Origin of the sequence: Campylobacter concisus, from assembly GCF_002165775.1 — a bacterium.
Lineage (GTDB): Bacteria > Campylobacterota > Campylobacteria > Campylobacterales > Campylobacteraceae > Campylobacter_A > Campylobacter_A concisus_E.
In genome coordinates this window covers 110,062-133,643 of sequence record NZ_NDYP01000001.1, presented here as the reverse complement: position 1 = coordinate 133,643, position 23,582 = coordinate 110,062, and the positions used below count along the sequence as shown (strand labels likewise).

The 23,582-nt window shown below is 35.8% G+C and carries 21 protein-coding genes; 11 read left to right on the top strand and 10 right to left on the bottom strand.

From position 1 onward, the window contains the following. Position 1 precedes the first annotated feature (1 nt). The 10 genes from B9N66_RS00715 to ccoG all read right to left on the bottom strand — a co-directional run bounded on the left by B9N66_RS00715 (position 2) and on the right by ccoG (position 13,124). The gene (locus B9N66_RS00715) at positions 2 to 3,511 is read right to left on the bottom strand and encodes an Mbeg1-like protein (RefSeq protein ID WP_180382041.1); all 3,510 of its coding nucleotides are present in this window, start codon (positions 3,509 to 3,511) and stop codon (positions 2 to 4) included. Continuing rightward, entirely contained in the window at positions 3,512 to 4,117 is a 606-nt protein-coding gene (locus B9N66_RS00710; protein WP_072593981.1) for a tRNA 2-selenouridine synthase, read from the bottom strand. 147 nt (positions 4,118 to 4,264) lie between these two features. Further along, positions 4,265 to 4,402 (bottom strand): diadenosine tetraphosphate hydrolase, encoded by a 138-nt coding sequence (locus B9N66_RS00705; RefSeq protein ID WP_087579470.1) that lies wholly within the window; start codon positions 4,400 to 4,402, stop codon positions 4,265 to 4,267. After that, a complete protein-coding gene (locus B9N66_RS00700; RefSeq protein ID WP_087579513.1) occupies positions 4,403 to 5,029 on the bottom strand; it encodes a hypothetical protein in 627 nt (208 codons plus the stop codon). A gap of 91 nt (positions 5,030 to 5,120) precedes the next feature. Further along, positions 5,121 to 5,348 (bottom strand): ATP-binding protein, encoded by a 228-nt coding sequence (locus B9N66_RS00695; RefSeq protein ID WP_084041844.1) that lies wholly within the window; start codon positions 5,346 to 5,348, stop codon positions 5,121 to 5,123. Positions 5,349 to 5,364: 16 nt separating this feature from the next. Further along, positions 5,365 to 6,747 (bottom strand): efflux transporter outer membrane subunit, encoded by a 1,383-nt coding sequence (locus B9N66_RS00690; protein ID WP_087579469.1) that lies wholly within the window; start codon positions 6,745 to 6,747, stop codon positions 5,365 to 5,367. Further along, complete coding sequence (locus B9N66_RS00685; protein ID WP_087579468.1) at positions 6,737 to 9,862, bottom strand: efflux RND transporter permease subunit; 3,126 nt, start codon at positions 9,860 to 9,862, stop codon at positions 6,737 to 6,739. Before B9N66_RS00685 ends, B9N66_RS00690 begins: the two co-directional genes overlap by 11 nt. A 10-nt stretch (positions 9,863 to 9,872) precedes the next feature. Further along, a complete protein-coding gene (locus B9N66_RS00680) occupies positions 9,873 to 11,033 on the bottom strand; it encodes an efflux RND transporter periplasmic adaptor subunit (protein ID WP_087579467.1) in 1,161 nt (386 codons plus the stop codon). Positions 11,034 to 11,141: 108 nt separating this feature from the next. Then, positions 11,142 to 11,768, bottom strand: coding sequence for a TetR/AcrR family transcriptional regulator (locus tag B9N66_RS00675; RefSeq protein ID WP_087579466.1), 627 nt, complete (start codon positions 11,766 to 11,768; stop codon positions 11,142 to 11,144). A gap of 30 nt (positions 11,769 to 11,798) precedes the next feature. After that, on the bottom strand, positions 11,799 to 13,124 hold the full coding sequence (ccoG, locus tag B9N66_RS00670) for a cytochrome c oxidase accessory protein CcoG (RefSeq protein ID WP_087579465.1): 1,326 nt from the start codon (positions 13,122 to 13,124) through the stop codon (positions 11,799 to 11,801). 138 nt (positions 13,125 to 13,262) lie between these two features. Here ccoG and rpsU point away from each other — a divergent pair, with 138 nt between their 5' ends. The 11 genes from rpsU to B9N66_RS00615 all read left to right on the top strand — a co-directional run bounded on the left by rpsU (position 13,263) and on the right by B9N66_RS00615 (position 23,496). Further along, positions 13,263 to 13,475, top strand: coding sequence for a 30S ribosomal protein S21 (gene rpsU, locus B9N66_RS00665; protein ID WP_009294994.1), 213 nt, complete (start codon positions 13,263 to 13,265; stop codon positions 13,473 to 13,475). A gap of 103 nt (positions 13,476 to 13,578) precedes the next feature. Further along, positions 13,579 to 14,211 (top strand): DNA-binding protein, encoded by a 633-nt coding sequence (locus B9N66_RS00660; protein WP_087579464.1) that lies wholly within the window; start codon positions 13,579 to 13,581, stop codon positions 14,209 to 14,211. Then, positions 14,208 to 14,825 (top strand): UPF0323 family lipoprotein, encoded by a 618-nt coding sequence (locus B9N66_RS00655; RefSeq protein ID WP_087579463.1) that lies wholly within the window; start codon positions 14,208 to 14,210, stop codon positions 14,823 to 14,825. The genes B9N66_RS00660 and B9N66_RS00655 overlap by 4 nt, the downstream gene beginning before the upstream one ends. Positions 14,826 to 14,827: 2 nt before the next feature. Then, positions 14,828 to 16,009, top strand: coding sequence for a glutathionylspermidine synthase family protein (locus B9N66_RS00650; protein WP_087579462.1), 1,182 nt, complete (start codon positions 14,828 to 14,830; stop codon positions 16,007 to 16,009). 2 nt (positions 16,010 to 16,011) lie between these two features. After that, positions 16,012 to 16,947, top strand: coding sequence for a D-2-hydroxyacid dehydrogenase (locus B9N66_RS00645; protein ID WP_087579461.1), 936 nt, complete (start codon positions 16,012 to 16,014; stop codon positions 16,945 to 16,947). Continuing rightward, positions 16,947 to 17,705, top strand: a complete 759-nt coding sequence (locus B9N66_RS00640; RefSeq protein ID WP_087579460.1) for a hypothetical protein — start codon at positions 16,947 to 16,949, stop codon at positions 17,703 to 17,705. The genes B9N66_RS00645 and B9N66_RS00640 overlap by 1 nt, the downstream gene beginning before the upstream one ends. Positions 17,706 to 17,721: 16 nt before the next feature. Further along, the gene (locus B9N66_RS00635) at positions 17,722 to 18,219 is read left to right on the top strand and encodes a YajQ family cyclic di-GMP-binding protein (protein ID WP_021089472.1); all 498 of its coding nucleotides are present in this window, start codon (positions 17,722 to 17,724) and stop codon (positions 18,217 to 18,219) included. Positions 18,220 to 18,481: 262 nt separating this feature from the next. Beyond that, positions 18,482 to 19,273, top strand: a complete 792-nt coding sequence (locus B9N66_RS00630; protein ID WP_087579459.1) for a YegJ family protein — start codon at positions 18,482 to 18,484, stop codon at positions 19,271 to 19,273. 29 nt (positions 19,274 to 19,302) lie between these two features. Further along, a complete protein-coding gene (locus B9N66_RS00625; protein ID WP_087579458.1) occupies positions 19,303 to 20,313 on the top strand; it encodes a hypothetical protein in 1,011 nt (336 codons plus the stop codon). A 184-nt stretch (positions 20,314 to 20,497) separates the two neighbouring features. Next, positions 20,498 to 21,862, top strand: coding sequence for a coproporphyrinogen III oxidase family protein (locus B9N66_RS00620; protein WP_087579457.1), 1,365 nt, complete (start codon positions 20,498 to 20,500; stop codon positions 21,860 to 21,862). Next, complete coding sequence (locus B9N66_RS00615; protein WP_087579456.1) at positions 21,862 to 23,496, top strand: multidrug ABC transporter permease/ATP-binding protein; 1,635 nt, start codon at positions 21,862 to 21,864, stop codon at positions 23,494 to 23,496. Before B9N66_RS00620 ends, B9N66_RS00615 begins: the two co-directional genes overlap by 1 nt. Positions 23,497 to 23,582: the final 86 nt, after the last annotated feature.

The window sequence follows — 23,582 nt, the reverse complement described above, 5'->3', positions numbered from 1 at the left end:
GTTATGCCACCACTACTGTTTTAATTATATTTATATCATCGCTATATTCACTATCCAACCCACAAGCAAATTTTATACATACTATTTTTGCCTTACTTGGCGTAATATAGATAAGGTTATTATCGTCGCTAATATCATCTACAAATTGAAAAAATCCTATTCCACTCTTAGGAAGCGTCATATCTTTATAGATAGGCTCAGTATATTTAGGGGTAATAAAAATAAAATTTTTATCCATAAGCGAGTATTTGAAGTTAAACGATGAGATACTAAATTTATCATCTCTAAATCGGGCCTTTAGATACTCTTTTAGCTTCTTATCTTTTATATCAGAGCCTTCATCTAAATTTAGCTCCACCTCTTTAAATCCCTCTTGGTTTTTATATTCCACATCATTTAGCTTATATATACAAACAGCAAGATTATCTGTTTGATTAAGGGCCGATTTTATATGAAGCCTTATGTAGGCATTATTTAAATTTATATCTTTTATTATTTCGCTACTATCTTGCATACCAGGATTACTTAAACTATGCTCTAGTTTTAGTTTATTCTCTTTTTTTATGCACCTTAGCGAAGATCCAGTGTTGCTTAGGCAGTTTGGCACTAGATCTTGCATTACAGCGTAGTGATCATTCATACTTTTTAGACTAAGTGCCGATCTTGGTACATAAGCTACTATGACGCATGGAATCCTAGCTGAGCAGCCTACTATCGGCGAGTTTATAAAATCAACATCGAGTATCACGCCTTGATCGTCTGATCTTATGCTCCTACCTGCCCTACTTTTTAAGATCACATGACCACCGTGTGGGCAAATGATAGTGTCGTCTTCTATGACAGGGCATGAAGTCGCAGTAGATGAAATTTCTTTAGATTGATTATCTTTTTGTAAATTTTGCCTTTGATTTAAATTTGAAAGAGCCTCTTTAGTCTTTTTGCTCATTGGTTTTAGATCGATATTTAGACTCTTATTTAATAGTGAATAATTTAATATATTTGCTTGAGAATTTCTATAAGCAACATTTAGCCTTCCTATATCTTTATCCTCATCTCTTGGCTGATGAGTAAAATTTAGAGGGATATTCTCATCACTATTATATTTTTCGTCTTTAAAATAAAGTGGATAATCCTCCTCTTCATTGGCCTTAGACAAAAGGGCAGAGTTTAGATATATCCTTTGATTCATATTTTTACTATCTAGCTTAAATATCTCCTTTAATACCTCAACATCAACGATACTTTTATCTACTGCACTTACACTAAGGGTATCGTTGTTTTTATAAAAGATACTTCCCACGCTCTCATTCACAAGAGCTTTTATATCATCGGTTGCTACTTTATTGTTGTAGGCTACATCATCGTTATTTTGAGCGGATTTATTATTAGCTATTACTATGGCTTCATCGCTAGAGCTTATATCCTTAGAGTCTATGCTAGCCAAGAAATTTTCATTTTCTTTTAGCTTTGCTAGATCCGCATATTTTAGATTTATTATACTCTTTAGCATATCTATTCTATCTTTTACAAAGATGCTAGCCTCCGCTGTATCTACTCTATTATCTCGTAGTATCGTTATATTTTTATAGATATTTTTGCTATAAGAGAAGTATTTGCCAATTTCATTTACATCTATCTTTTTTTCAAATACAAATAAATTCAAAGCACAAATAGCCACTAGCATATCTATATCGCCAGCTCTAGCATCACTTACTATCTTTGTCGCATCTAGTTTATCTAGATCATCTATATCTAGTATCTTTACTAGATGTGCTTCTTTATTGCTATTTTTATCTATGTTGCTGCCTAAATTTTCTATTATATACCCGACCATATCTTGCTTAAAATTTTCATCACCAAATTTACCATATTCGTAAAAGAGATTTAAATAAGCATAAAAGATATATAAAGGCGTATCTAGCATAGAAGCATCACTTATATCATCTATATTTAAATCCAAATTTAACTTCGATCTTATGCATTTTAGTTTAAATTTAAGCGACTGGATATATTCATTTAGATAGTCAAGTGCTTCAGCTATATCTTTGCCCTCTATCTTGGCTTCATTTTCTTTGTTTTCCAAGAGATAACACAACATATATAAAACCAAAACACTCTCTTTTAAAAAGTGAGATCTAATTAATATATTCACCAAGTGTCTATTCTCGGTATTTTCATACTTTACTTCGCCAGTTGTATCTATGCCTAGCTTATAGCCTAGATCAGATATGACCGAAAAGGTAGGTTCTATCAAAACAGCCACATCTTTCGAAAAGCTATCTTCATCTCTATTGATGCTTTGTTTAACGCTCTCTACGTGATGTATCTCTATGTCTATATCTTTTTCTTTGCTAGCTTTATTTATATTAGAGCTCACCTTTTTATCTGCAAGAGTCTTTTGAGCTTGTTCATTATTTTTAACCACATCTACATATTCGTCTACGCTGCTCTTATCATCTTTAAAGCCAAACATACCTTTTATCTTGTTAAAGACTGAGCCTACCATCTTTCCTATAAAGCCATCTTTGTCTATGACTCTTGCTATCCATCTTGCACCTTTTGCTATGGCTTTGGCTACAAAGCTAAGAAGCCTTAAGCTCCAAGTAAAAGCTGAAGCTAATATGCCACCATAAATTCCTGGAGCGTTATAAGTATAAAGTTCTCTTACTCCGCTATCTTTGAAAGTTACTGCATATATTTGAGCTAGATGACCTCCTAATGAGTGACCTGATAAAATGATGTCTTTGGCGGTGTTGTCTAAACCACTTAAGTTTTGACTATGAGAATTTATAGCTTCTTGCATAGAGGATTGAAGTGATTTTAAGGCAGATATTTGCATAAGCGCTCTTGATGTGATAGCCATAAAGGCATCATCTAAGAGATCATTCATTTTCATCTCTGTTCCTCTAAAACCTATTATATAATTTGACTTAAGTGTGTCATAAAATATAGTTGAGCTAAAACCCGATTTTTGATTAGGTATGTGCTTTACTAGCTCATAGCGATTAACAAAAAGTTTTGTGCGAGGGGAGATTTTATAAATTTCATCTTTTCCAACAAGTAATCTTTGCTCTTTTGTGTCTTTATCATAGTAGATAAAATTTTTAACATCATTATCTATTTTTATATCTTTTATCTCTCCATTTTTACCAACTGGCTTCTTAACTACTTTGTCAGCCATAAATCTAGCTTCTATACAAAGGGCATAAGCAGTGGGATCGCCTTCTTTTTTTACTATATTTCCATCTTTATCTTGGATATCGCCATTTAAAATATCACCTTTTCTTATGTTATCTTTGTATCTCCAAATAGGCTTTTTTATTTCATCTTCTCTATAAGAATTTACAATGTTTTCAGGGACATTATCTTTACCAAATTTATCATAAAGCTCATCAAGTCCATTTCTTTCATTCTCAAATACATTATGAAGCATTGCATAACTTGCATCAGCTATATCAATATAGTCTTTAAAGCAATTTATTAGCTCTTTATTTGATTTTTTAGTTAGCACTTACTTGTCCTTGTTTGCTTTTATAAATTTATTGTTTATTAGAATGAATTTGTTTCCACCACCAAGACTTTCAAAGCTGTTTTTCTTAAAACTAAATCCTCTACCTTCATCTCCAAATAAGCCATACTGTGTTTTTACTCTTTCATAAACTACAGTACATGAAATTTGAACTATATTATCCTCTTTATCTTTGTAATATAAATTTGAAAATATCCAAGGTTCATATTTTTTTAAATTCTCATGACCTATGAAATTATAAATTTTTTCATAACAACTTTGTGAAATTTTACTAGATGTTCCACCTAGGAAATATCTTTTACCATTTGAGAGGATTTGAGGGAATTTTTCATCTACCAACTTAGTATTGACAGCATAAAGACCGCCACCTAAATCTTTACCTTTTGTATTTTTTCTTAGCTCTTTCCTCTCAGCTTCTATTCTCTCTATCTCTTTCTCAAATTTCTCATCAAATATATATACTCCACCATATTGTTTAGCTAAGTTTTCTAGTTCAGAGTTACTTATCTTTTTATTTGCTTGATTAGCTGAGCAAGCTATTAAGAATATACTTGTTAGAAGTAAGAGTGTTATAGCTAGAAATTTCATTGATTATCCTTTTATGTTTGAAATTTTAGTTTGGATATTTTATTGTTATTGTATTTATAATATTATTAATTTATTATGTGCTGTTTGGGGTTTATTAAAATTTATTATGCAGATAAAAATTTATTTCGGGTATTTTCATAGCTTAGTTTATTTACCATAAAGCTCATCAAGTCCATTTCTTTCATTCTCAAATACATTATGAAGCATTGCATAACTTGCATCAGCTATATCAATATAGTCTTTAAAGCAATTTATTAGCTCTTTATTTGATTTTTTAGTTTGCACTTACTTGTCCTTGTTTGCTTTTATAAATTTATTGTTTATTAGAATAAATTTGTTTCCACCGCTTATATTTACATATCTATTTTGTTTAAAACTAAATCCCCTTCCTTCGTCACCAAATAGTCCATAATCTGTTTTTACAATATAGTAATCAACTGTCATATCTATTACTTCGATATTGCCTTCTTTATCTATACAAAAATAACCTAGATCAAATCCTGGTTTATATTTGTTGTAATTATCTATACCTATAAAATTTATAACCTTTTCTTTGTATTGTGTTGGAATTTTTATCTTTTTTTTGGTTTGGTTTTCATAGTCTGTTGAATTTTCATAATATCTTTTACCATTTGAGAGGGTTTGAGGGAGTTTTTGATCCATGATTTCTAGGTCAGCTCTTTTAAAATTTCTTTTGTTATTTCTAAAGAAATCATCCATATAATCGCTTCTTTCTTTTTCTCTTCTCTCTATCTCATCAACAAATTTTTGATTAAATATATATACTCCACCATATTGTTTAGCTAAGTTTTCTAGTTCAGAGTTACTTATCTTTTTGTTTGCTTGATTAGCTGAGCAAGCTATTAAAAATATACTTGTTAGAAGTAGTAATATAAATGCGGTAAATTTCATAAATAAATTTTTAAAATAAATAATCAAAAATCTAAAAATTTTACACAATGAAGTCAAGATTCATCTAAGGATCTCGTCCTTAGATGAATGATTAAGATTTTTTGATCGCTCTAATAGGAATAACAAATATTGCTGCGATCACATAAAAAGCAATACAAAAAACAGTCGCCATCATAAATATCTCACCGATATCATAAAAGCTTGACTCAAGCCTAAATGTATCAACGTAATTTATCGCAAACCATAATGCTACGCCAAGAGCGATAGCAAAAACGAAAAAACCCCAAGAAAACAAGAAATTTAATATCTTAGTTCCCAATTTCTCTCCTTTTTAATTATTTTTCTAACTTAAAACCGCCACCAAAAGCTCTATAAACTTCGACTGCACTATCGACCTCATCAAGCTTTGCCGAGACATCTTGTAATTTTGCTTGAAGCAAATTCCTCTGTGCATCAAGAAGCTCTAAATGTCCAATGTAGCCAGCATCATATTGCTCTTTAGCAAGCGAGTAAATTCTTTGTTGGGATTTTAGCAAAATTTTCACTTGTTCCAAAGAAATTTTTGCATTTTGCCTTGAAACAAGCGCATCTCTTACTTCGCCAAGAGCCGATTTTACCGCTGCTTCATAATTAACAGCGGCAATTTGTTCATTTGTTTTAGCCACTGCGACATTATTTTTTATCCTACCAAAATCAAAAATTTTCTGTGCTAAAGAGCCACCTATACTCCATGTATTGGCATTTCCAACAAAGATATTTTCAAAATCAATACTTGAAAAGCCAAAAAGTCCAGTAAGTGAAATCGTAGGAAAATACTCGGCCTTTGCAACACCAACAAGAGCATTTGTAGCTTTTAAATCAGCCAGTGTCTTTGCCACGTCGCTTCTTCTTAGCAAAATTTCAGAGCTGATACCAGCACCTATCTCGGGAGAAGCTGGTAAATTTTGTGAGCTAGCAACAGCTCCATTTAAAATTTCATTATTACTTTTACCAGTCAAGATGGCTAGTGAAGTGATAGCTTTTGACTTTGCATTTAATATAGAAGTAAGATTGGTCTTAGCGCTTTCTACTGCTGCCTTACTTTGCAAATAAGTCATCTCATTTATGCTTCCAAGATCAAGCTGTGTTTTGCGAAGCGCTAACGTGTCTTCATAAGTTTTTAGAGTCTCTCTTAGCACAGCTTCTTGCATATTTAATGAAACTAACGCAAAGTAGCTTTTCGCAACACTTGAGCTGATACTTAGTCTCGCGCTATCGTAGTCAAATTTGGTTGCATTTAGGCTTTCTTCAGCTGCCGCTACATTATTTCTTACTCTACCCCAAAGATCAATCTCATAGTTTAATCCTAAATTTATATCTGATTTTCTATAACGAGTTTGTGGTTGCTTGGTATATGTTTCACCACTACTTTTTGCTTTTTCGTAGCCTACATTTAAATTTATACTAGGAAGCAAATCTGCCTCAGCTACGCCAAGGCTTGCTTTTGCTTTCTCTAAATTTAAATAAGCGACACGTAAATTTGTATTTTTCTCGAGTGCATTTTCTACTATAGAATTTAAATTTTCATCGTGAAATTCTTTCCACCAAAAATCTCTTATATCACTTGTCTCATAAGTATATGTTGAAGTGAAATTTGTATCTATCTTTGGCATATCTGAACGAAATGAGCAACCAGCCAAAAACGCCGCCGTTATAAGTATAAACGCCTTATTTTTCATCTTTTTTTGCTCCCTTTTTCCAGTATTTCTCATTTAAATTTTCAAGCAAATAGTAAAACATTGGCACGAAAAATATTGCTATCGTAGTTGAAGCGATCATGCCACCAACCACGCCAGTTCCAAGTGAGTGGCGAGAAGCTGCACCAGCACCTGTGCTTATAACCATAGGAAATACGCCAAGCGTAAATGCAATTGATGTCATTACAATTGGTCTAAAGCGAAGTCTAGCTGCATTTATCGCTGAGTCAAATATACTCTTACCGCTATCACGCTCTTGCATAGCAAATTCTACGATCAAAATGGCATTTTTAGCCGCTAGACCGATGAGCAGCAAGAGTCCGATCTCAAAGTAGATGTCGTTTGTTAGACCTCTTATCCAAACTGCTAGCAATGAGCCAAATACCGCAAATGGTACGGCTGTGATGACCGCAAGCGGAATGAGCCATCTTTCGTACTGAGCGGCAAGGATCAAAAAGACAAAGATCATACCAAAGATAAAGGCGACCGTGCCTGTTCCTTGAGAATTTACCTCTTGATACGCCGTTCCCGCCCAGCTTATAGCGTAGTCCTCGCTGCTTAGCGTGTCATTTACGACCTCTTGGATCGCTCTGATCGCATCGCCTGACGTGTAGCCAGGTTTTGGATCGCCCATGATCTTAGCTGATGGAAAGAGGTTAAATCTATCAACGATGTCAGGTCCGATCGTTCTTGTAAGTGTTGCTACTGAATTTAGTGGCACCATGCCGCCATCATATGAGCGAACGAAAATTTTTCTTAGATCCTCAGGGTTGTTTCTAAAGTTATCACTTGCCCTTGCATATACGCGGTAAGATTTGCCTGCAAGGTTGAAGTCGTTTATGTAGTAAGAGCCAAAGCTAGCTGCTATCGTGCTAAAAATTTCACTCTCGCTTACGCCAAATAGCCTTGCTTTCTCTTTATCAACTGTTATCTTAAACTGACGATAATTTGTCTCAAGCGTAGTTCTGACATTTGTTAGTTCAGGCCTTGCATTAGCTATTGCTGATACTTTTCTAGCGTCTGCTTCTATCTCGTTGTAACTCTTGCCGCTTTTATTTTGTAGATACATCTCAAAACCACCAGTCATTGAAAGACCCATGATAGGTGGTAAATTTACAACGAATGTCATTGAGTTTTTTGAGCTCCAAAGCATACCATTAAACTGGCCAGCCAATGTATCAGCTCCATTGTTAACGCCTTTTCTCTCACTCCAATCTTTTAGCTTTATAAAGCTAACGGCTGAATTTTCCCTAAGCGAGCTAGCTAGTATGTCATAACCTGCAAAAGCCATAGTGAACTCAACATTTGGATTGCTTAAAATGGCGTTGCTAATTGAGACTACTTCTTCTTTTGTCTTTAGCATATTTGTTGAAGGCGGAAGTGAGGTGATAACCATTAAAGCACCCTTGTCTTCTGAAGGCACAAGTCCTTTTGGCACAGCATCGAATAGCTTATAAGTGGCAAATCCTAAAATACCAATTACAATAAAGCTAATAATAATATGCCTTAAAATTTTAGCCACTCCGGCCGTAAAGAGTCTAGTGCTAAAGTCAAAGAAGTCGTTAAATTTCTGAACTATCCAAAATGGCTTATTCTCTTGTTTCTTAAGCATAACCGCACAAAGTGCTGGCGTAAGAGTAAGAGCGACAAAGCCTGAGATACAAACAGAAACGACAAGTGTGAGCGCAAACTGCTTTTGTATAACACCTACAAAGCCCTCCATGAAAGAGACCGGTACGAAAACAGCACAAAGCACGAGTACGATAGAGATAACCGGAGTTTGCACCTCCTCCATCGCCTTAAATGTCGCATCTTTTACGCTTATTTCTTTATCTTCATGTAAAATTCTCTCGACATTTTCTATGACGATAATAGCGTCATCTACGACGATACCGATGGCAAGAACTAAGGCAAAAAGCGTGATCAAATTTATACTAAAGCCCATCACATAAAGTCCGCCAAATGTACCTATGATAGAAACTGGCACAGCAAGCATCGGGATGATGGTAGCGCGAAAACTTTTTAAGAAAAAGTACATTACGATTAAGACGAGTACCATCGCTTCAATGAAAGTTTTTATAACCTCATCAATTGAAACATCTATAAATTCTGTTGGATTGTAAGCTATGGTGTGCTCTAGGCCAACGGGATAAGTTTTCTTTAGCTCGTTAAGCTTTTCTTTTACAGCATTTGCGGTAGCAAGAGCATTCGCATCGTTTTGTAAAAATAGCAAAAGAGGAATAGCCGGTTTGCCGTTTAACATCGCGTCGTTAGCATAGCTAGCTGCTCCAAGCTCTATGGTAGCTACATCTTTTAGCTTCAACACTGATCCATCGGAACTTTTAATTATTATATCGCCAAACTGGGCTGCATTTTTAAGACGTCCATCGGTACGAACAGAATAAACATAAGGATTACCACCATCCGATGGCTGTTCGCCTATCTTGCCAGCAGCGTATTGTGAGTTTTGAATTTTTACTTGAGAGATGACGTCGCTTGGAGTTAGTTTAAAATGAGCTAGTCTATCTGGCTTTAGCCAAATTCTCATAGAATACTCTTTAGTACCTATCAATACTGTATCACCTATACCACTAACCCTTTTTATCTCATCAGCAATATTTAAATTTACATAGTTATATAGTTCGATCAAATCCATATTTGGATTTGTAAAGCCAACTACTTGAAGGATCGAACCGCTTCTTTCACGCACCGTTACACCCATATTTTGCACCTCTTGAGGTAGCCTTGAAAGGGCAGCTTGCACGCGGTTATTTACATCTATCGTAGCTTGTTTTGCTGATGAGCCGATCTTAAAATATACACTTATATTCATAGTACCTGCTGAGCTTGATGTGCTTTGCATATAGAGCATATTTTCAACACCATTTATCTGATCTTCAATGGCACTTGCGACTGAGTCGGCGATAGTCTGCGCATCAGCGCCGCTATATGTCGCACTTACAGAGACAGTAGGTGGAGTAAGACTTGGATACTCCTCTATTGGAAGCCCCTTGATACCCATAAGACCTGCTATAACTATGATGATAGATATAACAGTCGCAAATATCGGGCGGTTTATAAAAAATCTTGAAAACATCTATCTGCCTTTACTTGCTACTTGTAGCATTTGCATCTTTGCCGTTTATAAATTCTGCACTTAGGTCTTTATCAGTTTCAACTGGTGCACCAACTCCGATTTTAAGGAAGTTATTAACGATTATCTTATCTCCCTCTTCAAGACCTTCAGTGACTGCTACCATATTTTTTGTTTGATATCCTATTTTTACATTTTTTTGGCTCACTTTGCCATCTTTTACAACCAAAACATAAGTGTTTGTAGCGCTTTGTTGAAGGGCAACTTGTGGGATATTAAAGGCATTTTTTTGCACAAAACCGCTCATCTTTATATGGCCAAACGCACCTGGTAAAATTTTACCTTCACTATTATCAAAACTAGCCTTTGCCAAAACGCTACCAGTTGCAGTATTTACGACGTTATCTATAAAATTTACTTTACCATTAAAATTTTCGCCATTGACGCTTAACACAGCGTCACTATTTAGCTGCTGCCATGAGCCGTTATCCAAATTTGTCTTTCTAGTTAGATTATCCACATCAGCGATATAAAATTCTGCTTCAATAGGATTTATTTTTGTAAGCCTTACAAGTTTTGTTTGGTTTGCTACGACAAGCGAGCCAACATCTACTTGGTTATCACCCACTACGCCGTCAAATGGCGCTGTAATAGTCGTGTATCCTAGATCGATTTTCGCATTTTTTAAATTTGCTTTTGCGCTTACTAAATTCGCATTTGCAATATCATAGGCTGCAACTGCTGCGTCATAGTCTTTTTGAGAAACTGCATTTTTCTTATAAAGGGCAGAAATTCTTTTAAACTCGGTCTCGGCATTTTTCAAATTTGCATTTGCTACGCCAACAGAAGCATCAAGTGAGTCAAAGCTAGCTTGATATTTTTCTGGGTCTATCAAAAATAACTTATCGCCCGCTTTTACTTTACTTCCTGGTTTGAAAAACTGCTTTATGATAGTTCCGCCAACTTTTGGATAGATAATAACATCTTGACTACTTGTAACTGTCGCCGTGTAGTCAAAACTAATAGGTATGTCTGTTTTTTGTGCGGTAAAAATATCCACGTGAGATAGTGGCATCTGGCGACCTGCTGCCGCTTTATTCTCTTTATTTTCAAAACAACCACTTAGAAATAAAACTGCAACCGAAAGCACAAGAGCACTTTTAAAATTTGCCATAAAAACCTCTCTTAATTTTAAATTTTAATATCATATTTAGTTTTTGTAATAATTGTTACAAAAATTTAAAGTTCTCGATTCTATTAGAAAACAAATAAAAAGTCAATTTTATTTTTTACTAACTCCATTCAAAAACAACTCAACACACAAGCTAATATGCTTTTTACGCTCTTTTTCACTAAGCTTTGGTTCTTCATTTATCAAAAGCGAATCGTAGTAATAAGCTCCTATCACGCTTTGTATAAAGTACTTTGCAGCAAATTTGGCTGAAAATTTTGGATCAAGTTTGGCTTTTATCTCATCTCTTTCAAAGAAATTTATAAGCACAAGATCGATCTTTTTTAAAATTTGATCCAAAAACGTCTTACCAAGTTTGCCACCATTTTTAGAACCCTCACTCATCATTATCCTACCAAGGGAGATATGCCTTTTGCTGCAAGTAATAGAAAATATTATGGTTGCAAATTTGGTTAAAAATTCCTCCAAGCTGTGAGAAATTTTAAGATCTATTTTCTCATCGATCTCTTTTATAAGGCTATCTATCTCTTGCTCAACGATCGCCTCAAAAAGCCCCTCTTTGTTCTCAAAAAACGTGTAAATACTAGAAAGCGATCCGCCACTTATCGCTACGATGTCACTTAAGCTTGTCTTTTCGTATCCTTTTTCTAAAAATAGCTCAAGTGCTGTTTTTACGATAAGTTCGTATCTTTTTTTACCCTTTTCTGAGATCGCCATCTTGCTTCCTGTTAAATTTTTGCCATTTTATCATCTTTTAGGATAGATAAAAGTACTTTGCCTTTGCACGCTGATAGCTGGCTCGTCAGTGGCATAGGCTTTTATATTTATATGTTTTAAAAGATCTTTATCGCTTAAATTTTCATTTTTTGATTTTAGCGTGACGATTACTCGTTGTTTTGCACCAGCTTTTAATATAAATGGCTTATTTGGACGAGAAATTTCTATATTCTTATCATCTACTTCAAAGTAAAAGGCGTGCTCTTTGTTTTGTGTGTTTTGCACCAAAAATACGTAAGAATTTTCGACTTCATTTTCACCTAAAATTTTATAAAGCTCGCTTGTTCTATTTATGTTTAAAAGCATGCTTTCTTTTTTGCCACTCATCAATACCCCAGCTGTCAAAACAATGCCCAAAATGACGAGATAAGCAACCGTTCTAAAGCGTAAAATTTTGACTCTTTTTTGCTCTTTTATAGAGTTTATACTTCTCCACTCAATAAGCGAGCTTTCATCAAAATGCTTCATCACTTTAGCACAAGCATCGCTGCACTCTAGACAATTTATACATTCAAGCTGCATACCTTTTCTTATATCAATGTGTGTTGGGCATATCCTCACGCATGCCTCGCAGCCAGTACACAGCGCACCCTCTTCTTTTGGCTTTTTAAATTTCTCTTTTCCGTTATAGATTACGCCGCCTCTTTTTTGGTTGTAAATAACTTGGATCGTATCGTTATCAAACATCACTGATTGCACCCTAGCGTAAGGACAGACATAAATGCAAAAATTTTCTTTTAAAATGATGACATCATAAACTAACCAAATAGCTATAACAAGCCAAAATGCAAGCAAAACTCCATGTTCGCTTGGCTCTTTTAAATAAGCAAAAAAATCAAGCGGTGGCACAAAATACCATAAAAAATTTGCCGAAATAACAAGAGCTAAAATACACCAAATTCCAACTGCTAAAGCACGCTTTAAAATTTGTCCTTTTGGCTCATTCTGCTTATTTTGTATATTTTTTCTGATCTTTAAAATTTTAGTTTGCAAAAGGTCACGAAATATCGTTCTAAAAATAGTTTGCGGACAGCTCCAACCGCACCAAACGCGCCCTGCAAGTGTCGTTAGGAAAAATATGCTTAAGAACAAAATGATAAATAAAAATGGCAGCAAATAAAGCTCTTGCATATCAAATTTTGTAAAAAATAGATCAACTCTACTTTTATTAAAACTTAGCAAAAATAGCTGTGCATCATTTACCCTGATAAATGGCAAAATAAAGACAAATAGCGTAATACAGGCGAAAAAAATGTAACGCCTCTTGGCGTAGCTAAGATGAAAATCCTTTGACATAATAAGCCTTTTTTGAAATTTTATGATTATAAAGCTTATGGCATTAAAAGAGTTTTAAAAAAAAATAGTTAAAAGCTTAAATTTATGAAAATTAAACTATACTCACGGCTTATTTTAATCTGAAAGGTGGTGAGGACGTTGCCTGGTATTAAGGTACATCCTAACGAGTCATTTGACGAGGGTTACAGAAAGTTTAAAAAACAAACTGACCGTAATTTAGTCGTTACTGAAGCAAGAGCTAGACGCTTCTTTGAGCCTAAAACTGAGATCCGCAAGAAACAAAAAATTGCAGCTCGCAAGAAAATGCTTAAACGTCTTTATATGCTTAGACGCTACGAGTCAAGACTCTAAAACCAAGACAAAGAGGGCTTTGCTCTCTTTGTTTAACTCTTCTTTTAGCCTTATTTTTTTATAATCAAAGCAAATTTTTTATTTTATTTTAAACGGAAATTCGATGCAAAAGCTAGCTATAAACGAAGCTGCAGAAATTTTAGGCATAACAAAAGAAGCAGTCTATAATAGAATCCGCCGTGGTTCGATAAATACAGTCATTGAAAATGGCACAAAATTTGTCATCCTTGATGAGAAACCAAGTAGCGAAAAAGCCACAAAATCCGCTCCAAAAAGTACAAAAACCAAATCCCAAAATGATGAGTTTGTAAATTATTTGCTAAATGAGTTAAGCGAATTAAAGAGCTTAAATTTAAACTTGCAAGCCGATAAAGATAGGCTTTTTAAAGAAAAAGAGCAGATGCTAATCGAGCGAAAAAATGAAATTTTGCAAATTTATAAGGACAGAGATGAGAAACTCATGCAGTTTCTAAATGCTATGCAAAGGCCGCTTTTAACACAAAAAAATGACGATATGCCAAATAATGAAGCGATAGAGGCCGAGATAGAAAATGAGTCAAAATGGATAAATTTAAGCGAGTACTTAAAGGAGCTAAATCTAAAGCCAAAGGCAACGAAAAAAGCTAGTGAAAAGATAATAAAAGCGATACATCACTCCAAATTTATCAAATTTAAACGAGGCGTGATACTTGTTAGAAGACATAAAAATTTAAAAGAGTTGATAGGAGAGATATGAAACACATTAAAAAGATAGCTACTTATGCTGCGGTAGGCGGATTTGGTGCGATCGTTATGGCTGGCCTTGCTGGCTGTGGAAGCAATGATGGCGGTGATGAAAACGCACTAAACGAAGTTGCGCAAAAAAACGGCGCCTTTGTTATCATAGAAGAGAGCGCACCTGGAGTTTATAAAATTTTAGAAGAGTATCCAAGTACTGAAACTAGAGTCGTGTTAAAAGATATCAACGGCACTGAGCGTGTGCTAAGCAAAGACGAGATCGATAAACTCCTAGCTCAAGCAAACGCAAATATCGACAATGGCACTTCAAATTTAACAAAAACGAGTGACGCACAACTAAGTAGCGGTGGGCTAAGTCTTGGTGAGACGATACTTGCCTCAGCAGCCGGTGCGATACTTGGTAGCTGGATAGGTAGCAAGCTTTTTGGAAATCAAAATTTCCAAGCTACTCGTCAAAATTCTTACAAAAATCCAAGCGCATACACAAGAAGCGTTGATAGCTTTAATAAGCAAAAAGCGGCAAATTCTGCTGCAAGAAGCAGTGGCGGCAAGAGTGGATTTTTCGGTGGTGGCTCAAAATCAAGCTCTAGCTCATCAAGCTTTGGAGGCTGAAAATGATAAATTTAAGAAAAATCACTCCGTTAAATAACGAATTTATGGAAAAAATCGGCTTTGCTTGGCATACAGATAACGATAACAGCTCATATATCGCAGATGAGATCGTACAGGTAAAAGCAAGCGAGGCGGATGCTTACTACGAAGCGGCAAATGAGCTATACGATATGTATGTAAATGCCGCTCAGTACGTCATTGACAATAACCTTTTTCACGAGATAGGCATACCGTTTAATCTCGTTGATAGTATAAAAAAAAGCTGGGAAAATGACGTTCACTGGCACCTTTATGGCAGATTTGATCTTGCTGGTGGGCTTGATGGCAAGCCGATAAAACTGATCGAATTTAACGCCGATACGCCAACGGCAGTCTTTGAGACAGCGATCATTCAGTGGGCGATGCTAAAACTAAATCATATGGATGAAGCAGAGCAATTTAATAACCTTTACGAAGCTCTAAAGCAAAATTTTAAACGCCTTATCACGCTTGGCGATGATAATGTAAATTTTGAGGATGTTTACGAGGGCTGGGGGATACTCTTTAGCTCTATCGCTGGTAGTATCGAGGATGAGCAAACCGTGAAATTACTGCAATACATCGCAAAAGAGGCCGGCTTTAAAACCGACTTTGCTTACGTTGATGAGGTCGTTTTTAACGATGACGAGGGCATTTTTAAAGGCGATGAAAATTTCGAATACTGGTTTAAGCTTGTGCCTTGGGAGAGTATAGCGATCGATGAGGGCGAGCTAGCGCTCATACTCTCAAATATCATCAAAAACCAAAAAGCCATCATCATAAATCCTGCCTACACGCTACTTTTCCAAAGCAAAGGGATTTTAAAAATCCTTTGGGATCTTTATCCAAATCACCCGCTCTTGCTTGAGACCTCAAACGAGCCGCTAAAGGGCAAAAAATATGTGAAAAAGCCGGTATTTGGCAGAGAAGGTGCAAACGTCTCTATATACGATGAAAACGGCGCACAAATAGCAAGCAACGATGGCGAATACGACTCAAACAAAGCCATCTATCAAGAATTTTACGAGTTTAACCAAGATGAGAGGGGCGAGAGCTACCAAGCAGGCGTATTTTACGCTTATGAGGCGTGCGCGCTTGGATATAGAAAAGGTGGCAAAATTTTAGATAACTACTCTAAATTTGTAGGACATTTTATTAAGGACTAAAGATGAAGATCGTTTGTTTAGACGCGGCAACGCTTGGAGAAAACGTTGATCTTAGTGTTTTTAAGAAATTTGGCGAGTTTATCAGCTACCAAAAAACTAAAAGCGAAGAGATCGTGCCTCGTCTAAAGGGCGTTGATGCAGTCATCACAAATAAGGTCGTCATCGATAAAGCCGTGATGGAGGCGACAAATTTAAAGCTCATTTGCATAAGTGCAACTGGAATGAATAATGTTGATCTAGAGCATGCAAAAGCCAAAAACATAGCTGTTAAAAACGTTGCTGGCTACTCGACTGCAAGCGTCGTGCAGCACACGTTTGCCATGCTTTTTGAGCTAACAAATCACATCAAATTTTATGACGAATACGTTAAAAGCGGAGAGTGGGTGAAGAGTGAAATTTTTACCTATCTTGGCGCAGATATCAGCGAGATCGCTGGCAAAGAATTTGGCATCATCGGACTTGGCGAGATAGGACGCGGCGTGGCGGCAGTGGCACGTGCATTTGGCGCAAACGTGAGCTACTATTCGACAAGCGGAGCAAATAACAATAGCGAATTTAAGCAAAAAAGCTTAGACGAGATACTAAGAAGCAGCGACATCATCAGCATCCATGCACCGCTAAATGAAAAGACCAAAAATTTACTGGGCGCAAACGAGATAAATTTGCTAAAAGATGATGCAATAGTGCTAAATTTAGGACGTGGCGGCATAGTGGATGAAGCTGCGATGGCAAGGGCGATAGATGAGAGAAATTTGCGCTTTGGCACCGACGTTTTGGAGAGCGAGCCAATGAGCGAAAATAGCCCATTTTTAAATGTAAAAAATAAAGAAAATCTACTCATCACACCGCACGTAGCATGGGGCAGCTTGGAGGCTAGAAAGACGCTCATCGCAAAGATCGTCGCAAACATCGAAAATTTCATCAATGAGAGTAGATAATGGGCTATGATATAAGCTATCACGCCATTAGCGAAGATGAAATTTCAAAGTGGTATTTTGAGGCACTTGAGCTTACAAGGGCTAGTAAATTTGACGAGGTTTTAGCACTTGCTAGCAAAGCTGGAGTAGAGGAATTTTACGCGCAAAAGTACAAAGATACGCTAAGAGCTGCACTGCAATATAAAGACGATGAAATTTTTAACAAAACTCATGGCTTTTGTATCGCCGTCACACAAGGATTTTTTAGAAAATATTTCTACACTCGCGGCACAGCATTAAGCTCTTTGGCGCGGCAAAATGAGAAATTTAAAAACTATATTAGCAACTGGCGAGAAATTTTACCAAGTGAGTTTTTGGATAAATTTAGTGGTGAAATTTATAATGAGATCACCGAAAACTACTGCTGTGGCGCTTATGTGAGTGCTAAAAACGTAGCTAAAATAAAGGCTGACTACGAAGCAGGTGGTGAGATAAAAGAGGCGGTTGATGGTTTTTACGCGCAAAATTTACCTGCATTTTTAGATGCTCTAAACTACGCATGCGAGCTAGAAACAGGCCTACTTGAGGCTACAGAGGTCGTGGAGCCAAATCCACTTGATCTAAACAAATCAAGCTCATATTCAAACCTCTTTAACTGCGATCCAAAGGGTGCTATCATCTACGCACAGACCGCAGTGAAGCAGATTGGCGAGGCTATAAATCAAGAAGAGACTGGCAAAAAGTCGCTTTTTGAGAAGATCAAAGGGCTATTTAAATAAATTTGAAAGGATAAAAATGGCAACCGAACATAGTTTTGATATAAGTGCCGAGGTCGATATGATGGAGGTCAAAAACGCGCTGGAGACGGCAAAAAAAGAGATCGCGGCGAGGTATGACTTTAAAGGGCTTGCAGCTGAAGTCGAGCTAAACGAAAAGGAGAAATTTATCACGCTTCTTAGCTCAAGCGATAATAAGATCGACGCGCTAAAAGATATAGTGATCTCAAAGCTCATCAAGCGTAACATCCCACCAGTAGCGATCACAGAGACAAAAAGAGAGCCAGCAAGTGGGGGAAATTTAAAGGCAACGCTAAAGCTAAACGACACGCTTGACGGCGAAAACTCAAAAAAGATAACCAAAGCGATCAAAGACTCAAAGATCAAGGTTAGCGCGCAGATCAGGGGCGAAGAGATCAGGGTGACAAGCAAAAGCATAGACGATTTGCAGGAGTGTATAAAGCTGGTGAGGGGGTTAAATTTAGAACTTCCGATCAGTTTTAAAAACCTAAAATAATAGCTTCTCGTGAGTGTCTTTAAATGAGCTAGAGAAATTATCGCTCCGCAGGCTATATGCCTAGCGCACGCTTGATTTTTTCGTCGCAACATTTAAATCCATCTCATGATATTTTTGTTTAAATTTGGTAAGTTGCTTGGCTAAATTTGCGAAATTTCGTATGATTTTGTATCTAAAATTTGGCGTATTCGTTGGTGAAATTTCGCCTTATTGTTTTGTATTTAAATTTGATCTATCTAAAATAAAAAATAAGGACAAAAAAATGAGCTTTTTTAAGAAAATTCTCGGTAAACAAATCGATCTTGGCAAGCAAATGCCGATCTATTTTGTAAGTAGCGACGAAGACTATATGCAGCGTGCGTTTGAGCAGGCCAGAGAGAGCTTTAGATATTTTTGGCGTGAGGTCTACTGGGAGCGCCGCAGGATCGTACCAGCACTTGACTATGCGATGGTAAAAATTTGCTTTTTAGATGTCGTAAATGGCGAAGAAGTTGGCGAGCACATGTGGATAGACGATGTGGAATTTGACGGCGAAACGATATATGGTACGCTCATAAATGAGCCTGATAGCGTGCAAAACGTGAAATTAGGCGACCAAATAAGCGCAAAGATAGACGAGATGAGTGACTGGCTCTTTTCGATAGATGGACGCGCATACGGCGGATTTAGCGTGCAGGCGATGCGCTCACGCATGCAAAAGAAAGAGCTAAAAGAGCACGATAAAGAGTGGGGACTTGATTTTGGCGATTTTAACGATATTTTGGTAGTTTACGAGCAAAAAGAACACCCTGAAAATTTGATAGAGCATCCAATGAGTAAAAATACATATGAGCAAGTAAAGCAATATATAAAAGAGCACCCAAATATGGTCACAGACGCTAATGAGTTTGGTTATACGCAGCTTCACAACGAGGCGATCGCTGGAAATTTAAATCTTGTAAATCTTTTACTAGAAAACGGTGCTGACAAAAATGCCCGCACAAAAAGTGGTAAAACGGCAGCTGAATTTGCTGAGAATTTGGGCTGGAGCGAAATCGAAAATGTACTTAAATAGCAAGTTTTTATAAAATTTTAGGATTTAAATTGAGTTATCAAGATATTTTAGATGAAAGAAAAAGGCGGGCTAGTAAGACTTACCAAAAAAGTCATATTGAAATTCTTTTAAAATTTCATCCACTGATACTAACTGGTGTTAGTTTAGCTAGTATGATTTGTTATTTTGTATATTTTAGTCTCTTTGTTGGATATTTTCCAGTTTTAAGTAATTCTGATATTTTTCATGTCGGAGCATTATTGTTTTTTGTTGTAGCTATTTTTACTATTTTTATTATATTGCCCATAATGCTTTATCCTGGACATATAAGATACTCCCTCAGATATAAAAATGGTAAATATTTTTCACTTTTTTTATTATCTTTATCATTTCCTCTAGCACTATTAACTACTTTTATTATAAGTATAGCTTTCTATATAGATGCAAAAGGCGTACTATTTACTTTTATGGTTTTTTTAGCATTATCATATTTGTTATCGTGTATTACAATATGGATCAAGGGAAAAATATTGGAAAGAGTATTTACTCTTTGCATGATAATGTGGCTCGCTTATATTTTTATTTTAATATTTTTGTCTAATTTTCAAACTAATCTAATTTCTATTTTGGTGGTAAATCTATTTTTTATTTACATTACATATATCTTTTTTTGCTTAGGTATTTTGTGTTTTTGTGAAGGTATTTATAAGGATGGTACGCACAAGGAAATTTCACTTATTTTAATGTTTTTATGTCCAATAGTTATATTTTTTTATCTAGCGGATGACATCGCAAAGAAATTTGAAATCACTAACATGGAATATAAATATTTATCTATTGAAAAAAGTATAGCAGGTGCTTTGCCAGAAAAAATTTGCAAAAATGGCATATATTGTGATGATAGTAAAACTTATTATGATGAAAACGAAACAAACGGAGTTATAAAACTTTATAATGTAAAAGCCCTATCAACTCTTGGTAAATTTTATTATCTGCAGACAAAAGATGGAGTAAGATTTGAGCTTGATGCAAGCAAAATTATCTCAAGAGCCAAGAAGTAACTTCCTTAAGCTTTGAGACTAAAATTTGATCGATACGTGAAATTTGCAGATTTAAAAAATTAAAATTTATAGGCCAAATTTATCTGGCTAAGCTAAAAATTTCTTTAACACAAGGCTAAATTTATTAAAAGTTAGCTATCCTAACAGATCAATTTAAAACCAAACTTATTTAAGGTGATTAGTTATGATATTTAAAAATATTGTCGAGAATTTTGCCGTAAATTACGCTCATAATTCTATTCAAAGATCACTATATAATGAATTTAATATAGACATTTTAACCACAACCTACACCAAAACTCCCAAAAAAGACAAAAAGTATATGCTCTACGCACATGTACCATTTTGTCACACATTCTGCCCATATTGCTCGTTTCATAAGTACCACTATGAACAAGAGCTTGCAAAAATTTACTTTGAAAATTTACGTGAGGAGATGAGGCAGGTTAAAGAGGCTGGATTTGACTTTGGTTCACTTTATGTTGGCGGTGGCACGACGCTTATAAATGAGCCAGAGCTTGAGAAGACACTTAAGCTTGCAAAAGAGCTTTTTAGTATAGATGAAATTTCAGCAGAAAGCGATCCAAATCACATCTCACCCGAGAGTTTAGCTAGATTTGATGGATTAATTGATCGCTTAAGCGTTGGCGTACAAAGCTTTGATGATGAAACGTTAAAAAGAGTTGGCAGATACGAAAAATTTGGCTCAGCCAAGGAGATAAAAAGAAAGCTTGAGCTTGCTCTTGGAAAGATCCCAGTCATTAGCCTTGATCTCATCTTTAATCTCCCAAATCAAACAAAAGAGCAGCTCATAAACGACATAAATACTGCAAAATCGATCTCTTCACAACAAATCACCTTCTATCCACTCATGAAATCAGAGCTAACAAGAGAGAATATAGCTCGCTCGCTTGGCGTTTCAAACGTAGATAACGAGCGTGAATTTTACGAGATCATCGTGAGTGAATTTGCTAAGGGCGGATACAAGCAGAGCAATGCTTGGGCGTTTTCAAACGAAAAAAGTGCTGACCTTCGCGACGAATATGTTGGCTCAAATTTAGAGTATCTTGGCGTTGGTAGCGGAGCATTTAGCTTTCTTAACGGTGAGCTTGTAATAAATGCGTTTAATCTACTTGAATACGGCAAAAGGATAAAAAATAGGCAAAGCCCAGTCATCGCAAAATGTGGTTTTAGCAAGAAAGAGCGACTTAAATACACGTTTTTAACAAGGCTTTTTGATGGCGGAGTTGATATTAAAAGATATAACGATGAAAATAGCACAAACATTAACAAGGCCTTATTTATGGAGCTTAGCTTACTTAAGCTTGTAAATGCGATATACGAAGAAAATGGCATTATTAAGCCGACATTTTTTGGCAAATATATCTGCATCGTGCTTATGCGTGATTTTTATGCTGGCATGGACAAAGTGCGTGCGATATTTAAAGATGACGCTAAGATAAAACGAAGCAAGGTACTTCGTATAATGAGCGAAAATACTGAACAAAAGTATGAGCCAAATATCATTCAGCCACGAGCTGCGATGTAATGCTTGCAAATTTAATCAAAAAAAATATCTACCAAATTTCTAAAATAGTGTTATTAACACTTGTATTTAGCGGACTTGGTGTTTGGACCCTTTCATTTATAAACAATGAGCTTGTAAGCTTAAAAGAATTTGACACCTTTATAGTGGTTAAATTTATAGTGGTTTTGCTCTTATTTTTTGTAAGCGCCATCGCCGCAAATATATCGCTTACAAATTTTGGGCATAAATTTATCTATGAGCTAAGATATCAAAGTGTAAAGCAAATTTTAGATACACCAAATAGCGTGATAAATGAGATCGGCAAGGCAAAGATTATAGCTAGCCTAAATAATGACATAAAAACGATCACATTTGCTTTTATGAGTGCTACTGGCTTTATACAAAGCTTAGTTTTTATCGTCTGCGCCAGCATCTATCTTTGTGTGATAGCTCCAAAAATTTTTATCTTTTTATCCATTTGGATCGGTGCGACTCTTTTTATAAATACACTTTTTATGAAAAAAATTCATCTTTATTTTAAGCATTCTAGAGTTCAAGATGACGCACTACAAAAGCACTACGACGATATCGTAGAGGGACATAGAGAGCTTAGTTTAAATAGAGCAAGGGCAAGTGTCTGCTTTGATGAGTTAAATTTTACAGGCGATAAAAAACGCCAAAATATGGTAAAGGCCGATATTTATCACGCATTAAGTGATAATTTTACAAACATTATGCTGCTTGGCTCAGTTGGACTTTGTGTATTTTTGTGCGTAGCATTTGACTGGGCGAGCCTGCAAACGGCACTAAGCATTAGCCTAACGATACTATTTTTAAGAGGCTCTTTTATGAGTATGGTTGGCTCCATACCAGCTGCACTTAGTGCTAAAGTGAGCTTAGAAAAGATCATGAGCTTAAATTTAAATAAATTTCAGGAAGGCTTTAAATTTGACGATAGCCTAAGCGATAATTGGCAAAACATAAAACTAAAAGATATAAATTTCAACTACACTCACGGCAAATTTAGCCTAAAAGACGTAAATTTAGAGATCAAACGTGGTGAGATAACGTTTATCATCGGTAAAAATGGTAGTGGTAAAAGTACGCTTATAAATTTACTTTGCGGGCTAATACGCCCAAGTAGTGGCGAAATTTACCTTGATAGCACAAAGATAGATGAAGAAAATTTACAAAGCTATCAGGCAAAGATTAGCGCTATTTTTGCCGATTTTTATCTATTTTCGCAAACGCTCTCTCATAATGGCTTTGCTAGCCAAAGCGAAATAGACGAGCTTTTAGCCTTACTTGAGATCGATAAAAAAGTAAGTGTCATAGACAATAAGCTTAGCACCACGCAACTCTCAACTGGCCAGCGAAAGCGCCTAAGTCTTTTAATAGCTATTTTAGAGCATCGCTCTATCCTTATCCTAGATGAATGGGCAGCCGATCAAGATCCGCTCTTTAAGCGAAAATTTTATAAAGAAATTTTGCCATTTTTACAAAGTAAAGGCATCAGCATAATCGCTGTTAGCCACGATGATAGCTACTTTGATGTAGCAACTAGGATCATCTTAGTAAAAGATGGCTTTGTGCGTGAGCTAGACGAGAGCGAGCGAATAAGTGCTGCAAAAGATGCAGTTGAGAAGATAAAATAGGAGTAATTTTTACACAAAAGCACAATACTCACCCTACTCTTAAGCTGTTTCAAGCTCAAATAAATTTAAATTTAGTAGAATCTTAA

What these genes read in the sequence shown, in the direction of transcription:
- B9N66_RS00710 (WP_072593981.1), bottom strand. Translation starts at nt 4,117, where the DNA reads ATGAAATTTCTAGCTATAACACTCTTACTTCTAACAAGTATATTCTTA.
- B9N66_RS00700 (WP_087579513.1), bottom strand. Translation starts at nt 5,029, where the DNA reads ATGAAATTTACCGCATTTATATTACTACTTCTAACAAGTATATTTTTA.
- B9N66_RS00690 (WP_087579469.1), bottom strand. Translation starts at nt 6,747, where the DNA reads ATGAAAAATAAGGCGTTTATACTTATAACGGCGGCGTTTTTGGCTGGT.
- B9N66_RS00685 (WP_087579468.1), bottom strand. Translation starts at nt 9,862, where the DNA reads ATGTTTTCAAGATTTTTTATAAACCGCCCGATATTTGCGACTGTTATA.
- B9N66_RS00680 (WP_087579467.1), bottom strand. Translation starts at nt 11,033, where the DNA reads ATGGCAAATTTTAAAAGTGCTCTTGTGCTTTCGGTTGCAGTTTTATTT.
- B9N66_RS00675 (WP_087579466.1), bottom strand. Translation starts at nt 11,768, where the DNA reads ATGGCGATCTCAGAAAAGGGTAAAAAAAGATACGAACTTATCGTAAAA.
- ccoG (WP_087579465.1), bottom strand. Translation starts at nt 13,124, where the DNA reads ATGTCAAAGGATTTTCATCTTAGCTACGCCAAGAGGCGTTACATTTTT.
- B9N66_RS00660 (WP_087579464.1), top strand. Translation starts at nt 13,579, where the DNA reads ATGCAAAAGCTAGCTATAAACGAAGCTGCAGAAATTTTAGGCATAACA.
- B9N66_RS00655 (WP_087579463.1), top strand. Translation starts at nt 14,208, where the DNA reads ATGAAACACATTAAAAAGATAGCTACTTATGCTGCGGTAGGCGGATTT.
- B9N66_RS00650 (WP_087579462.1), top strand. Translation starts at nt 14,828, where the DNA reads ATGATAAATTTAAGAAAAATCACTCCGTTAAATAACGAATTTATGGAA.
- B9N66_RS00645 (WP_087579461.1), top strand. Translation starts at nt 16,012, where the DNA reads ATGAAGATCGTTTGTTTAGACGCGGCAACGCTTGGAGAAAACGTTGAT.
- B9N66_RS00640 (WP_087579460.1), top strand. Translation starts at nt 16,947, where the DNA reads ATGGGCTATGATATAAGCTATCACGCCATTAGCGAAGATGAAATTTCA.
- B9N66_RS00635 (WP_021089472.1), top strand. Translation starts at nt 17,722, where the DNA reads ATGGCAACCGAACATAGTTTTGATATAAGTGCCGAGGTCGATATGATG.
- B9N66_RS00630 (WP_087579459.1), top strand. Translation starts at nt 18,482, where the DNA reads ATGAGCTTTTTTAAGAAAATTCTCGGTAAACAAATCGATCTTGGCAAG.
- B9N66_RS00620 (WP_087579457.1), top strand. Translation starts at nt 20,498, where the DNA reads ATGATATTTAAAAATATTGTCGAGAATTTTGCCGTAAATTACGCTCAT.
- B9N66_RS00615 (WP_087579456.1), top strand. Translation starts at nt 21,862, where the DNA reads ATGCTTGCAAATTTAATCAAAAAAAATATCTACCAAATTTCTAAAATA.